Annotated in this window: 13 protein-coding genes and 1 riboswitch; of the genes, 6 read left to right on the top strand and 7 right to left on the bottom strand. The window is 72.0% G+C overall.

Annotation, left to right across the window (positions count from 1 at the left end; all coding sequences use genetic code 11):
• Positions 1-78: 78 nt before the first annotated feature.
• Both AB0F58_RS05755 and moaC read right to left on the bottom strand, forming a co-directional pair.
• The gene (locus tag AB0F58_RS05755) at positions 79-549 is read right to left on the bottom strand and encodes a MogA/MoaB family molybdenum cofactor biosynthesis protein (protein WP_357138370.1); all 471 of its coding nucleotides are present in this window, start codon (positions 547-549) and stop codon (positions 79-81) included.
• Positions 546-1,037, bottom strand: a complete 492-nt coding sequence (moaC, locus tag AB0F58_RS05750; RefSeq protein WP_357138367.1) for a cyclic pyranopterin monophosphate synthase MoaC — start codon at positions 1,035-1,037, stop codon at positions 546-548. Before moaC ends, AB0F58_RS05755 begins: the two co-directional genes overlap by 4 nt.
• A gap of 677 nt (positions 1,038-1,714) precedes the next feature.
• Here moaC and AB0F58_RS05745 point away from each other — a divergent pair.
• The 5 genes from AB0F58_RS05745 to AB0F58_RS05725 all read left to right on the top strand — a co-directional run bounded on the left by AB0F58_RS05745 (position 1,715) and on the right by AB0F58_RS05725 (position 7,975).
• Complete coding sequence (locus AB0F58_RS05745) at positions 1,715-4,219, top strand: bifunctional diguanylate cyclase/phosphodiesterase (protein WP_357138361.1); 2,505 nt, start codon at positions 1,715-1,717, stop codon at positions 4,217-4,219.
• Positions 4,220-4,305: 86 nt separating this feature from the next.
• The gene (locus AB0F58_RS05740; RefSeq protein WP_357138755.1) at positions 4,306-5,562 is read left to right on the top strand and encodes a glycosyltransferase 87 family protein; all 1,257 of its coding nucleotides are present in this window, start codon (positions 4,306-4,308) and stop codon (positions 5,560-5,562) included.
• A 9-nt stretch (positions 5,563-5,571) separates the two neighbouring features.
• Positions 5,572-6,204 (top strand): phosphoribosyltransferase family protein, encoded by a 633-nt coding sequence (locus AB0F58_RS05735; RefSeq protein ID WP_357138359.1) that lies wholly within the window; start codon positions 5,572-5,574, stop codon positions 6,202-6,204.
• Positions 6,205-6,316: 112 nt separating this feature from the next.
• Positions 6,317-6,742 carry a zf-TFIIB domain-containing protein gene (locus AB0F58_RS05730; protein WP_357138356.1) on the top strand — a complete coding sequence of 142 codons (426 nt, stop codon included), beginning with the start codon at positions 6,317-6,319 and terminating at the stop codon, positions 6,740-6,742.
• A 266-nt stretch (positions 6,743-7,008) separates the two neighbouring features.
• Positions 7,009-7,093: riboswitch (ZMP/ZTP riboswitch) on the top strand.
• 21 nt (positions 7,094-7,114) lie between these two features.
• Positions 7,115-7,975 (top strand): bifunctional 5,10-methylenetetrahydrofolate dehydrogenase/5,10-methenyltetrahydrofolate cyclohydrolase, encoded by an 861-nt coding sequence (locus AB0F58_RS05725; protein ID WP_357138353.1) that lies wholly within the window; start codon positions 7,115-7,117, stop codon positions 7,973-7,975.
• A 28-nt stretch (positions 7,976-8,003) separates the two neighbouring features.
• Here the strand turns inward: AB0F58_RS05725 and dnaB are convergent, their stop codons facing one another.
• Complete coding sequence (dnaB, locus tag AB0F58_RS05720) at positions 8,004-10,406, bottom strand: replicative DNA helicase (protein ID WP_357138350.1); 2,403 nt, start codon at positions 10,404-10,406, stop codon at positions 8,004-8,006.
• 1,489 nt (positions 10,407-11,895) lie between these two features.
• On the opposite strand from dnaB, the gene AB0F58_RS05715 reads away from it, so the two are divergent.
• The gene (locus tag AB0F58_RS05715; protein WP_357138347.1) at positions 11,896-12,288 is read left to right on the top strand and encodes a hypothetical protein; all 393 of its coding nucleotides are present in this window, start codon (positions 11,896-11,898) and stop codon (positions 12,286-12,288) included.
• A gap of 101 nt (positions 12,289-12,389) precedes the next feature.
• Here the strand turns inward: AB0F58_RS05715 and rplI are convergent, their stop codons facing one another.
• From rplI to rpsF, 4 genes are all read right to left on the bottom strand, one after another.
• Complete coding sequence (gene rplI / locus AB0F58_RS05710) at positions 12,390-12,839, bottom strand: 50S ribosomal protein L9 (RefSeq protein ID WP_357138344.1); 450 nt, start codon at positions 12,837-12,839, stop codon at positions 12,390-12,392.
• A gap of 14 nt (positions 12,840-12,853) precedes the next feature.
• Positions 12,854-13,093 (bottom strand): 30S ribosomal protein S18, encoded by a 240-nt coding sequence (rpsR, locus tag AB0F58_RS05705; RefSeq protein WP_013289355.1) that lies wholly within the window; start codon positions 13,091-13,093, stop codon positions 12,854-12,856.
• A 41-nt stretch (positions 13,094-13,134) separates the two neighbouring features.
• Positions 13,135-13,668 carry a single-stranded DNA-binding protein gene (locus tag AB0F58_RS05700; RefSeq protein WP_357138340.1) on the bottom strand — a complete coding sequence of 178 codons (534 nt, stop codon included), beginning with the start codon at positions 13,666-13,668 and terminating at the stop codon, positions 13,135-13,137.
• Between the two features lie 80 nt (positions 13,669-13,748).
• A complete protein-coding gene (rpsF, locus tag AB0F58_RS05695) occupies positions 13,749-14,039 on the bottom strand; it encodes a 30S ribosomal protein S6 (RefSeq protein ID WP_091453967.1) in 291 nt (96 codons plus the stop codon).
• Positions 14,040-14,624: the final 585 nt, after the last annotated feature.

The raw sequence follows: 14,624 nt of genomic DNA, 5'->3' as shown, positions 1-14,624 counted from the left end.
GCGGACCACCCTATCGGGGCCCGGGGTTCCCGGCGGGCCTCCGCTGGGCCGCAGGCCCGCCGACGGGGCCGGCACGAGTCAGTGGTCGCCACCGCGCAGCTGGTCGACGGTGTGGGCGAGGATCGGGCCGAGCACGGCCAGTCCGTCCCGGGCCCCGCCGGTGGAGCCGGGAAGGTTCACCACCAGGGTCCGTCCGGCCACCCCGGCGAGGCCCCGGGAGAGCACCGAGGTGGGAACGGCGGCCCGGCTGTACGCGCGGACCGCCTCGGCGATGCCGGGAATCTCGTGGTCGAGGACCTCCCGGGTGACCTCCGGGGTCCGGTCGGTGGGGGTGACGCCGGTGCCGCCACTGGTCAGCACGACGTCCACGCCGTCGGCGACCGCGGCGCGCAGGGCCCGGCCGACCGGATCGCCGTCGGGCACCACCACCGGGTCGTCGACCGTGCATCCGAGGTCCCGGAGGCCGGCGACGAGGACAGGACCACTGGTGTCGGCGTACACCCCGGCGGCGGCGCGGTTGGACGCCACGATCACGCGGGCCCGGATCACGGCCGGTCCGCCGGCCGCTGCCAGTCGCCGCTCTTGCCGCCCTCCTTGCGCAGTACGCGTACCGCGTCGACGGAGGCCGCCGGGTCGACGGCCTTGACCATGTCGACCAGGGCGAGCCCGGCGGTGGCGACCGCGGTGAGCGCCTCCATCTCCACCCCGGTCCGGTCCGCGGTCCGCGCGGTCGCGGTGATCTCCACCGTCTCCTCGGTCAGCGCGAAGTCCACGGTCACCCCGTGCAGGGCGATCGGGTGGCAGAGCGGGATCAGGTCCGGTGTGCGCTTGGCGCCCATGATGCCGGCGAGACGACCCACGGCGAACGCGTCGCCCTTGGGCAGGCCGTCCCGCCGGAGCAGGCCGATCACCTCGGCCGTGGTGCGCAGCCGACCGGCGGCGACGGCCCGGCGGCCGGAGACCGGCTTGGCGGAGACATCGACCATGCGGGCCGCGCCCGCCGGGTCGAGATGCGTCAGCTGCGGGGGTTCGGTCACGCCCGTGAGCCTAACGCCGCCGGCCCGCCCGGTGCGTCACCGCGCCCGGCTGCGGGACGAGGGTGGAGTTGTTCACTCCGGGCGGGGTCCGCACCCACCAGGAACTGCCCGAAGATGCACACTAAAGGTGTCCACGCACCGCCGTCACCCACCGGACCCGACCACTCCACGATGACCGTGCCCCGATTACTCTCCGCTTGCCGGGCAATTCCGGAGGATCAGAGGTACCCCACAATGACCGTCATCGGCGAGTCGTGTCGGCCCTCTTCTCCACCCGTGGGTGACCGTCCGGTCACCCGGGTGCGCCGGACGAGGCCGGTCATCCCTCCGACTCGGCGGTGCGCATTCGGCAGCGTCACGCGACAGTTTGAATGCGGAGCGAAAGCGGGTCGCGCCGCTCCGCGTAGGCCGGATGAACGGAAAGTAACAAAAGGTCAGACTCTTAACTAATGTTGCATATAGCGACATTTATCGTACCTAACCTCCCTTATCCCTGCCTAAGCTACCGGTAGAGCAGGCAGGAACCGGCACCCCAGGCGGGCCGGAGGGCAGAAAGGGTCGGGCCATGCGCGGCAGCGAGTGGGAGTGAATTAGACCCGGGAAGCAAACATTCCCTGCGGTACGCTGCAGAGGCCAGCGAACCCCGGGGACGAACTGTGGCTGTTCTCAGGCGACACATGAATGAGACCGATCGGCAGCTTCGACTGCTTGTCGGTCTCGTCGTCGTGGTGGCCCTGGGCGTCGAACTGGCGGCGGTCTGCGTCGCCGTGCTCACCAGACTCCCGACCACCGCCAGTGACGTCGCGTTACTGGTGATGCTCACCCTCATGATCTTCGTCAGCGCGTCGACGAAGGCCCGAATTCGTATCCGGTCGACCACGCATTCGATCAGTTGGAACGAAACGGCAATCATCATCGGTATCGCTGTCGCCCCGACACCGTGGGTGATTCTCTGCACCGGCCTCGGCGTCGCCCTGGGCTCGCGCAAGCTGCCCGCCATCAAGATGGCCTTCGGCATCGGCAAGAACGTGCTGGTCGCCGGGACCGCCGGCCTCGTCCTCGTCGCGCTGGGCTGGTCGTGGCCGCCGGCCGGGATCACCGACCTCGTCGTACCCGTGGCCGTCGCCTACCTGGCCGCCGCCCTCGTCGACGACCTGCTGGCCATCCCGGTCATCGCGCTCGCCTCCCGCACCCGCGTCTCCCGCCAGTTCCGCAGCAACCTCGACCTGCGCCTCACCGGCTTCGCGGTGCGCTTCGTGGTCGCCCTCTGCACCCTGGTCATCCTCCAGGCCGACACCAAGCTGCTGCTGGCCGTACCGCCCCTCGTGCTCAGCCTGCACCTGGCCTACTCGCACCGCATCCAGACCCGCACCGAACAGCAGGCCTGGCAGCGGCTCGCCCGCACCACCGACGCGCTCAACTCGGTGGATCTCGACCGGGTGCTCGCCACCGCGGTCACCCAGGCCGCCGAGCTCTTCTCCGCCGACGAGGTCGAGGTCGAGCTGCACGACGGCCCGCGCAGGGTGCGCGGCAACAGCCACGCGATCACCTACGACGGCCCGGTGGCCGAACCCACCGCCGTGGGCGGCTCGGTCATCCCCATCCCGCTCGAAGGACACGACCGCACCCTCGACGTCGGCGTGCTACGCCTACGCTTCCGCGGCCCGGTACGCCTCAACGAACGCGAGCAGTACACCCTGCGGACCTTCGCCTCGGCCCTGTGCACGGCGGTCCGCAACGCCCAGGCGTACGCCGAGCTGGCCCGCGCCGCCGCCGACCACGCCTACGCCGCCACCCACGACGCCCTCACCGGCCTGGCCAACCGGCGACACCTGCTCGACCAGGGCAGCGCCCAACTCAACAGCCGCCACGCCGACGGCGTCACCGCTCTCGCACTGATCGACCTGAACCACTTCAAAGAGATCAACGACACCCTCGGGCACGCCGCCGGGGACCGGATCCTGGTGCAGGTCGCCGCCCGGCTGCGCGAGGCGACCAGGGAGGACGACCTGGTGGCCCGGCTCGGCGGCGACGAGTTCGCCGTCCTCCTGCGCGGGCTGCCCGCCCCGGCGATGGCCACCCACCGCACCGAGGCGCTGCTCAGCGCCCTGCACGAACCCTTCGACCTGGACGGCATGCGGATCAGCGTCGAGGCCAGCGGTGGCATCGCCGCCGCACCGGGCAGTGGCGGCATGGCCGAACTGCTCCGCCGCGCCGACGTCGCCATGTACCAGGCCAAGCGCAACGGCCAGCGGATCGCCAGCTACACCCCCGCCCGGGACACCGCCGACCTCGGCCGGCTGGCCCTCGGCGGCGACCTGCCCCGGGCCGTCGCCGACCACGAGTTCGCGGTCCACTTCCAGCCCATCGTGGATCTCGCCAGCGGCGAGGTGGTGGGCGCCGAGGCCCTCGCCCGCTGGCACCACCCCACCAACGGCACCGTCGACCCGGCCCGCTTCCTGGAGGCCGTGGAACGCTCCGGTCACCTCCCCGCCTTCGCCGAGGCCGTCCTCGACCAGGCCCTTCTCGCCCTCGTCGACTGGCGGGAGGCCGGATTCGACATCCCGGTCGCGGTCAACGTCTCCCCGCGCAGCCTGCTCGACGCCCGCTTCCCCGGCTCGGTCCTCGCCCGGCTGCGCGCCCACGAACTCCCCCCCGACCGGCTGATGCTGGAGCTGACCGAGAACCTCACGCTCAGCCAGCTCGACATCGTCGACCGGGTCCTCGGCCGGCTCCGCGACGAGGGCGTCCGGCTCGCCCTGGACGACTTCGGCACCGGCTACTCCTCGCTCTCGCTGCTCTCCCGCATCCCGGTGCACGAGATCAAGATCGACCGGACCTTCGTCACCGACATGGAGAGTTCCGCCGAGGCGACCGCCGTCATCCGCTCCACCCTCGACCTCGGGCGCAGCCTCGACCTCACCGTCGTCGCCGAGGGCGTGGAGAGCGAACCGCAGCGCCGCGCACTCTGGGAACTCGGCTGTGTCGCCGGCCAGGGCCACCTCTTCGCCCGCCCGATGCCCGCCAGCCGGTTCCTCGCCGCCCTCCACCGGGGAGCCGGCGGCCGGCCCGGCACCCTGGCCCCACCCCTGCACGACGCGGGCGCGGTGATCCGCCTCGCCCCGGGCCGCCGACCGAACGGACGGAACCGGACGGACCGTCTGCCACACTCTCCCGCGTGACCAGTCGGCCCACGCCCCACAGCAGCTCCACACCCCCGGGGCAGCGCACCCCGGCCAGCTCCCGCGCCCGCCGGAGCTGGCAGGCGATCGACGGCGCGGCCGGCGGACTCCCCCTCGACCTCGGCCTCTACGCCGCCTCGGCCGCCTTCGCCGGGATCACCGCCGTCACCTCCACCCTGCCGCCCCACCGGGCGTGGGGTGCGGTCGCCGGGATCGGCTACCTGGTCGCCGCCCTCCTCGCCACCGGACAGCTCCTCACCCACCGACGTCGCCCCGACAGCCCACTGGCCGGCACCACCGCCCGCGCGGCGGTCACCGCCCTGGCCTGGACCACCACCGCTCTGCTTCCGATCGGCTGGCAGGCCGCGCAACGGTCCGCCGGGCGCACCGACCGGGCCCAGGAGGAGGTCGTCGTCGTCGAGCATTCCGGCGCACGGCTGCTCCAGGACGGCACCCCCTATCTCGGTCACGACGCCATCGCCGCCCTGCCGCCGGGGGAACAACTGCTCGGCTACACGCCGTACCAACCCGGCATGGCCCTGTTCGGCCTGCCCCGGGCCGCCCTCGACGCCTGGTGGACCGACGCGCGCGTCTGGTTCGCCCTGGCCACCGCGCTCACCCTCGCCCTCGCCGTCCGCGCGCTGCGCGACCGCACCGCCAACGGCGTCCTGCTCCGCGCCGTCCAGGCCGCCACCGTCCTGCCGGTCTGCGCGCTCACCCTCGCCACCGGCGGCGACGACCTGCCCGTCCTCGCGCTCTGCCTGCTCGCCCTCGCCCACGCCGCCGCCGGTCACCCCGGCCGCGCCGGAATCGCCGTCGGCCTCGCCGGGGCGCTCAAGCTGTTCGCCTGGCCGATCGCCCTCGTCCTGCTCTTCTGGGCCGTCACCCGCCGCGCCGGGGGACGCTTCGCCGTCGGCGCGTTCGGTCTGCCCGCCGCCGCCCTCCTACCCGCCCTCCTCGTCGACCACGACGCCCTGGTCGAGAACGTCCTGCGCTTCCCGCTCGGCCAGGGCCTCGTCACCAGTCCCGCCCAGTCCCCGTTCCCCGGCCACCTGATCGCCACCGGCCTGCCCGCCGGCCGGGCCGTCGCCGCCGGCCTCCTGGTCGCGGCCGGACTGGCGATCGCCGTCCACCTGCTGCGCCACCCGCCCCGCACCGCCGCCGCCAGTGCCCTCGTCTGCGGGTACGGACTGCTCGCCGCGATCGCCCTGATGCCGACCACCCGCTTCGGGTACCTGCTCTACCCGCTGGCCCTCCTGGTCTGGGCCCCCGCCCTCCGACCCGCCGAACCCGAGAACCCCTCTTCGGTCGACTCTGCTGCGGGACCAGCCGACAGGGCGTAGACCTGAGGCATGACCACCTACCGCAACCGCGCCGAAGCCGGCGGAGCGATCGCCGACCGGATCGACGGGCTCGCCGGTCAGCCGGACGTCGTCGTCCTCGGGCTCGTCCGGGGCGGTGTCCCGGTCGCCCGGGTGGTCGCCGACCGGCTCGACGCGCCCCTCGACGTCCTGGTGGTCCGCAAACTCGGTATGCCCTGGGCACCCGAGGTGGCATTCGGCGCGCTCGGCCCCGCCGACGTGCGGGTCCTCAACGACGCGGTGGCCAGCCGGATCAGCCCCGACGAGGTCGCCGAGGTCGTCCGCCGCGAACAGGCCGAACTGGAGCGCCGCGAAGAGCTCTACCGGACCGGCCGTCCACCGCTGGACCTGACCGGCCGGACCGCCGTCCTCGTCGACGACGGCCTCGCCACCGGTGCCACCGCCCGCGCCGCCGTCCAGGTGGCCCGTCACCTCGGTGCCCGCCGCGTCGTGGTCGCCGTGCCGGTCGGCTCCCAGGAGGCGTGCGACATGCTCGCCGCCGAGGCCGACCAGGTCGTCTGCGTCCAGACACCCGCCGACTTCGGCGCGGTCAGCCGCTACTACGACGACTTCCACGAGGTCTCCGACCAGGAGGTCACCGCGGCGCTCGCCGCGTCGTCCTGACGTCGAACGGCTCCCTGACCAGCGGTGCCCCGCCGGCCGGACGGGGTGGACACCCGGCAGCGGCGACACCCGGCACAGCGCAGATGCCCCCGACACCGGGTACCGTCGAGAAATGCAGCTCACCTGTCCCAAGTGCCAAGGAGACATGCGCCAGTACGAGCGCAGCGGAGTCGTCGTCGACCAGTGCGGCGATTGCCGGGGAATCTTCCTCGATCGCGGCGAACTCGAGAAGTTGTTCGAGGCGGAGGCGAACTGGAACAAGCAGAACCCCGCCATCCCGGGCGCGCCGCCGCCCCCCGGCCAGGCACCGGGGCGCGGCCCCGGCCAGCCGGGCGGATACGCTCCCCCACCGCCCCCGCCGCCCGGTGCCGCGCCGCACCAGCCCGGGTACGGCGCCGTGCCGCCGCCCCCACCCCCGCCGGGCTACCCGGCCGCCCCCGCACCCGCCTACAGCGGCCACGGCCAGCAGCACTACGGCTACCACGGGCACTACCGCCGCAAGAAGCAGCACGGCTTCCTCGGCGACTTCTTCGGCTGATCCACGCGGCGCCCCTGCACCGACCCGCCCGGCACACCCCGGGTGGCCGGGTACGGTGAAGGCTGTCAGCGGCCGGCCCGACAGTTCTCCGGGCTGACCCGCCCCGTGGCCCTACGGCTGATCCGGGCCGGGGCGACCGGACCAGATCCACGGTCCGGTCGCCCCGGCCCGACTGGTTCCCGCCGCGCGAGACGGCAGGCTGCCGGCGGGGGCGGTCCCGGCCGGCGCGGCTGAGCCGGGACCGCCCCACCGGGCGAGTACACTGTGGAGCGGGCCGTTACTGGCGTTGAGGTGGAGCACCACCGGGGAGCGGCCCGACGACCGTCGATGCCGTACGCCTGGGCGACCCTCCACGAGGTTCAGGAGTGCCCCATGGCCCAGACGCCCCCGGCCCGACTGATGGACGGCCGTGACCTCGCCCGGCGCATCGTCGACACCAGTTCCGCCACCGCCGCCGACCTGCGGCGACGCACCGGCGTCGCCCCCTGCCTGGCCACCGTGCTGGTCGGCGAGGACCCGGCCTCCGTCACCTACGTACGGATGAAGCGCAACCGCTGCGAGCAGGCCGGCATCAGATCCCGCCACGTCGCCCTGCCCGCCTCGACCACCACCGACGACCTCGTCGAGGCGATCACCGCCCTGTCCCGGGACCCCGACGTGCACGGCATCCTGCTCCAGCACCCGGTCGGGGCGCACATCGACGAACGCGCCGCCTTCGAGGCCATCGCTCCCGAGAAGGACGTCGACGGCGTCACCATGCACTCCTTCGCCGCGATGGGGTTCGGGCTGCCCGGCTTCGTCTCCTGCACCCCCGGCGGCATCCTGCGCCTGCTCGACGAGTACCGGGTCGACCTGGCCGGCAAGCACGCGGTGGTGGTGGGGCGCAGCCCCATCCTGGGCAGACCGGCCGGGCTGCTCCTGCTCGGGCGGGACGCCACGGTCACCTACTGCCACTCCCGGACGACCGACCTCTCCGCCATCACCCGGGAGGCCGACGTCCTGGTCGCCGCCGTCGGCCGACCGCGCCTCCTCACCGGCGCGGACATCAAGCCCGGCGCGGTGGTGGTCGACGCCGGGTACAACCCGGGCAACGTCGGTGACGTCGACTTCGCGTCCGCCCGTGAGCGGGCCAGTCTGATCACCCCGGTTCCGGGTGGGGTCGGACCGATGACCATCGCGGTCCTGCTGGCGCAGACCGTGGAGGCGGCGACGCGTCAGCTCGACGCCGACTGACCCGGGATCGCGGGACGGGAACGGACCGTCAGACGATCGCCATGTCGACGAACCGCGACAGGTGGAGTTGCGCGGCCACGGTCACGGTGTCGGTCGGTCCATTCCGATGCTTGGCAACGATGAAATCCGCCTCCCCGGCCCGGGGCGACTCCTTGTCGTAGTAGTCGTCCCGGTGCAGCAGGATTACCACGTCTGCATCTTGCTCAATTGACCCAGACTCTCGCAAATCCGACAATTGAGGGCGCTTGTCGGTGCGCTGCTCGGGACCACGGTTCAGCTGGCTCACCGCGATGACCGGGCACTCGACCTCCTTCGCGAGCAGCTTGAGCCCTCGGGACAGGTCGGCGACCTCCTGCTGCCGGCTCTCCGTACGCTTCGGCGAGGTCATGAGCTGGAGATAGTCCACCACGATCATCTTCAGGTCGTGGCGCTGCTTGAGCCGCCGCGCCTTCGACCTGATCTCCATCAGGTTCATGCTCGGGGTGTCGTCGACGAAGAGCGGCGCCTCGCTGATCTCACCCATGCAGCGGGCCAGCTTGGTCCAGTCGTCGTCGGAGAGCTGCCCGCTCCGCAGTACGTGCAGTGGTACCCGCGCCTCCGCCGAGAGAAGTCGCATGACGATCTCGACCTTGCTCATCTCCAGCGAGAAGATGGCGGCGGCCTGGTTGGCCCGAATCGCCGCATTGCGCGCGAAGTCCATCGAGGCTGTGCTGTTGTGGGTCGGGATCATCGAACGCCCCGCCAGGTACAGGTGATCGTCGTTGTCCACGGACACGCACCGCACCGGCACGCTGGGGACCGGCCGGACGTCGACGATGTACCGCGAGCCGGTGCCGGCCGGTCCGGCTGCGACCGTACGCCGTTCCTTGTGCGCGATGCGCTTACGCTCCACGCGGAACACGTCGTCGTCGGTGGTGAACTCCACGACATGCGCCACCGACGGGTCCGGGTGCCGGCCCGTCACCTCGCTGGTGGTCGTGCTGCACCGGTAGCCGAGGCTGACGACCAGTTCACACGCGTCCTCCGCGAGCTGCCGCGAGGTGGCGTGGAACTGCACCGAGCCGGTGGGGGTCACCGTCCCGTCGGTGTCGAGCAGGCCGGCGAGGAGCTGGCGGCGCTGCTGCTCGGACGCGCGCAGGTACGCCACCGGAATGTGCCGGTCATCGAGGACGCCGACGGTGCGCAGGCGACCGGTGAACGACCCGTGCTCCCGGTCGGCCAGCGGGGCCGGCGGAAGCAACCCGATCGAGTACCGCATCGTGGCCGCCAGCGGCCGGACCACGAAGCCGTCGGCCTCGACGTAGGCGACCACCTCCGGGTCGGCCGTGGTGAACGCGGCGGCGGCGGAGGTGCCGCCCCCCAGCCACGCCCCCAACGTGTACGGAGGAACGAGCAGATCGTCACGGTGCGGAAGCGCCAGTGGTCGCGCGTTCTCCACGGCGTGGTTGAGCCGGTTCTCCGCACCTGTTCGCAACGTCGCGGCGATCTGCGCGGTCGTCACCACGCCCGCGTGGTCGGTCTTCCACAGGTGTTCGGCATCGGCCACGATGGTCGACCCGTCGGAGAACTCGACCTCGTGACACGGGCGGTCGTGTCTGATGTCGAAGGCGGCCGTGACAGTGGTCGGCGTACCGTCGGCGCCGAGCAACTGGTCCCCAACCTCGACCTCGCCCATGGTCGTCCACCCCTGGGGGGTGGGCAGCGGGGTGTCGAGGGCGAGCGCCTTACCCAGACCGGGCCTTCCGGCGACGATGATGAGCTGCCCCGGGTGCAGGCCGTTGAGGAGGCGGTCCAGGTCGCTGAAGCCGGTCGGCACGCCGGTCATCACGCCACCCTGCGCGCCCACCGCCTCGATCTCGTCGAGGGTGGGCTGGAGCATGTCGGCGAGGACCGCGAAGTCCTCGGTGACCCGCTTCTCGGTGACATCGTAGATGGCCTGCTGGGCGAGGTCGACGACGTCGTCCACGTCGCGGCTGCCGCCGGCGGCGGTGCCGTAGCCGAGCTGGACGATCCTGGTGCCGGCCTCGACCACCCGACGGAGCACGGCCCGCTCGGCGACGATCCGGGCGTAGTAGGCGGCGTTCGCCGCCGTCGGCACGCTCGCGATCACGCTGTGCAGGTAGGGCGCGCCGCCGATGCGGACCAGGTCGCCGGAGTCGGCCAGCGCCGCCGCCACGGTGATCGGGTCGGCCGGCTCGCCCCGGCCGTAGATCTCCAGGATGGTGTCGAAGATGGTCGCGTGGATGGGCCGGTAGAAGTCGTGCGTCTTGAGGATCTCGACGACGTCGGCGATGGCGTCCTTGGACAGCAGCATCCCGCCGAGTACGCACTGCTCGGCGGCGACGTCCTGGGGCGGGGTCTTGTCGAAGTGCCCGTCCCGCTGGGCCGGAGGGGGGGATGACTGCCCGTTGGCCCGTGACTCTGTTCGCATGTCGTCGGTGACCGACACCGGCTCCCCCTCCGCTGCGTCGGATCGCGTCCGGCCGGCCACCGGCGTGGCGGCTCGCCGACGACCGGTCCGGCGATCGGGGGCCATCGTGGGCCGGTCGGGGGCCAACCATACGGAACCCGAGGTGGGGGGCTCAAGCAACCCGGTGGATGAGCCTCGGGACAACCTGTGGACAGGACGCGTCTGGGTGTGTGCAGCTTGTGCACAAGCTGTGGATAACTCACGGGCCATTCAGGGCACATGAGGCTTGAGCTGCAAGAACTCTACCCACAGCCTGTGGAGGAATATTTTCTGGGCCGATCGGGCCGGGCATCGTCCCGTACTATCTCGGACATCGGCTCCACCTGGGGGAGCGGATTGCACTTCGGTTGAGAAGGGTCACGCTCCGGCCGTGAGTAACCGGGACTGGGCGCACGAGGTCAGCTCGCGTGAGCGTGCGCCGATGTCCCCGTGGAATGCACCGGCCGAGCCGTATCAGTCCGCCCCCACCGCTCCGGGGTCGAGCAGCCGACGCCGTGCCGCGGAGCGCGGCCAGCCGCAGCCGGCCGACCATGTGCCCCGGTGGGCACGGGACGGGAGCGTGCCGGATCCGGGTGGTGGCGGCGGCCGGCACCGGCACGACAGGGCGGACGACGACCACGTCCCGCGCCGGGCCGACCTCGGCTGGCAGAGCGACGGGCACCGGCGCACCGGGACGACGAGCTGGTGGGAGCCGACGGGAGCGGAGCTGCCGGCCTCGGGCACCGGCTGGTCGACCCACACCGGTGGGTGGCGGCCCGCCGACCGGTCCGGCACGTCCGGGTACGTCGGGAGCCGCCGGGCGGAGGATGATCCTGTTCCCGGTCCGGCACCCGGCCCGCACCGCCGCACGCCGTCGCCCCGGTCGGGCCTGGGGCCGTCCGGGGCAGGGCCGTCCGGGGCAGGGCCTTCCAGAGCGGGACCACCGGGGGTGGGCACGTCCGGGCCGGGGCCATCGGGGGTGGGCACGTCCGGGCCGGGATCGCCCAGGCCGGGATCGTTCGGGGTGGATGATCCGATCCGGCCGGCGGGACCATCGGGGTCCCCCTGGCCGGTACCGCGCAGCCGAGAGGCGCCGGGCGGGTCCCGGTCCCCGGAGGTCGGTCCGGCGTTCCCGGCCCGGGGGCACGGTGCCTGGCACCGGCCGACCGGGGAACCCGGCCCGTCGCCGTACGTCGCCGATGCCTGGGACACCTCGGGGGTCCACGTCTGGGACCGTCCGACGCCGCCGGGGCGGGGCGGGTGGTCGGACGGGCGCGACCGGTGGGCGGAGTTCACCGACACCGGGCAGTGGGAGCACCCGGCCGTGGTGACCGGACGTCGCCCCGTACCGGTGTCCGCCGGTGGCCCGGTGCCGCCGTACGCTCCGACCCCGACGACGTCTCCCGTTCCGGCGGCCGGGCCGGCGGGTCGTCCTGCTGCCGTGTCGCGTCGTCCGGGCGGGGACGGGAGCGTGCCCCGGGCCACCCGGATCGAGGAGGACCTGCTCGATCCGGATCCGGCCGACGGGCTCCGGTCGCTGCTCTACACGGTCGGCTGCTACGTGCTGCCGGCGCTGGCGGTCTTCGTCTGGCTGCTCACGATGAACGGTCAGGTACCGGCCGGCTGCGTCACGGATCTCGCCGGTGGTGGTTGCGACTCACCACGGGCGCACGCGATCGACTCGTTCGTCGGCGGGGGGCCACGGTTCGGGCTGGCGCTGGTGACGAGCCTGCTGGTGGCGGTGCTGCTCCGGCGGATCGGGACCACCTGGCGGACGGCGACGCTGGCGATGGCGTCGTCGGTGGTGGGCGGGGGCCTGTCCACGGTGCTGATCAGCGCGGTGACCGGCGAGCCGATCGGTTGAACTGTCCTACCCGGAGTTGATCCGTCCCGTACGGAGCGGACTGCCTGGATGCCGAGAGGCCCGCACCGGTCGGTGCGGGCCTCTCGCGGGTGGTGCCGTGGCTACTTGCTCTGGACCACGTTCAGGTCGAACTTGGCCGTGACCTCCGGGTGCAGCTTGATCCGCACCGGGTACGAGCCGAGGGACTTGATGTGACCCGGCAGCTCCAGCCGACGCCGGTCGAGGGTCGGTCCGCCGGCCGCCTTGACGGCGTCGACGATCTCGGCCGGGGTGACCGAGCCGAAGAGCCGCCCGCCGTCACCGGCGCGGGCCTTCAGGTTGACCTTGAGGCCCTCGAGCTGCGTCTTGACCTCGCTGGCGTGGCCGAGGTCGCGGATCTCGCGGGCCGAGCGGGCCCGCTTGATCACCGTGACCTGCTTCTCCGCACCCTTGGTCCAGGCGATCGCGAAGCCCTGCGGAAGCAGGTAGTTCCGGCCGTAGCCGTCCTTGACCTCGATGATGTCGCCCGGGGCACCGAGACCGGACACCTCCTGCGTCAGGATGATCTTCATTTCGGTGCCTCCTCTCAGCGGGTGGTGGCCGTGTACGGCAGAAGCGCCATCTCACGGGCGTTCTTGACCGCACGGGCGATCTGGCGCTGCTGCTGCGAGGTGACGCCGGTCACCCGCCGAGCGCGGATCTTGCCGCGGTCGGAGATGAACTTGCGCAGCAGCGCGGTGTCCTTGTAGTCGATGTAGGTGATCCCGTCCTTGTCGAGCGGGTTCACCTTCTTCTTCGGCTTGCGAAGTGCCGCAGCCTTAGCCATTGCTCGGGCTCCTGGTTTGCGATCGCGGGCGCTCGGCGCCATTAGAACGGGGGCTCCTCATCGAAGTTTCCGCCGCCCGAACCGCCGCGGGAGGGGGCCGGCGCAGCCGAGGACCAGGGGTCGTCGAAGTTGCCTCCGCCGCCCTGGCCCCCGCCACCACCACCACCGAAGCCACCGCCTCCGCCACCGGAGCGGGACATCTTCTGCACCTTCGCCGTGGCGTAGCGCAGCGACGGGCCGATCTCGTCGACCTCGAGCTCGATGACGGTGCGCTTCTCGCCCTCGCGGGTCTCGTACGACCGCTGCTTCAGTCGCCCGGACACGATCACCCGACTGCCCCGCTGGAGCGACTCGGCGACGTGTTCGGCGACCTGACGCCAGACGGTGCACGGAAGGAACAACGGCTCGCCGTCCTTCCACTCGCCGGAGGCCTTGTCCAGGAACCGGGGCGTGGAAGCGACCCGGAACTTGGCGACCGCCGCACCCGAGGGGGTGAAACGCAGCTCAGGATCATCGGTCAGATTACCGATGACCGTGATGGTGGTGTCTCCTGCCATGACCTTCTCCTCGCACACTCGTCAGCCGCTGTACAGGCTCGCAGAGCCGTATGACAGCGCCGACGAGTTCGATCCGGGCGAACCGGGGGGGTGGACGCTTAGCGCATCTCCGGCCGGATGACCTTGGTGCGCAGCACGGACTCGTTAAGCCGCAGCTGACGGTCCAGCTCGGCCACCGCTGCCGGGGTCGCCTGGAGGTCGATGACGGCGTAGATGCCCTCGGTCTTCTTGTTGATCTCGTACGCGAGGCGCCGGCGGCCCCAGACGTCGGTCTTCTCGACCGAGCCACCCGCGGTCCGGATCACGTTCAGGTACGTGTCGAGCGACGGGGCGACGGTGCGCTCCTCGAGGCTGGAGTCGAGGATCACCATGATTTCGTAATGACGCAAGACGTGCTCACCTCCTGTGGGCTAGGCGGCCACGGTCCTTCCGTGGCAGGAGGTCGTGCGTCGTGCCCGTTCCGGCTTGGGGGAACCCAGCCGATGGCGAGCAACCGGGCAAGGATACCTGGTCTCGACGATCATGCCCGCGACGGTCGGGCCCGCCGCGTGGCGGACCGGCACGACAGCCGGAGGACCGGTGGTGCCGGTTCGGCAGAGGGCCCAGGGATCGGGCCGACCACGGAATCAGGGCCCTCTTCCGCTCGTCGCACACGACGGAAGAGGGCCCTGATCCACTGGGCCGCGAGGCGCCCCGTCCGCATTCCTTGGGTGGGACCTGGGGAGGAACGACCACACCGATGAGGTTGGACGGGAAGCGCCCCGCGGAGCTATATCGTGTTGTTACCTGACGCTACATCAGACCTTGTCGCCTGTTGACTTAATTGCCCTAATTTCTGGGTACGGATCCCGATCGACGGGTCGGCTTCCCGGGCGACGCGTGGGCGCACCCTCCGCCCCAACGCCGACGCGGGGTGCAGGGGGCGCCCCGGTTGACGCGGATCGTCGGCTCCCCCCAGACCAACGATCACTCCG

The sequence above is a fragment of the Micromonospora sp. NPDC023956 genome, assembly GCF_040639195.1.
GTDB lineage: Bacteria > Actinomycetota > Actinomycetes > Mycobacteriales > Micromonosporaceae > Micromonospora.
The sequence above is the reverse complement of the archived record's forward strand: the minus strand, read 5'-3'. Positions and strand labels throughout refer to the sequence as shown.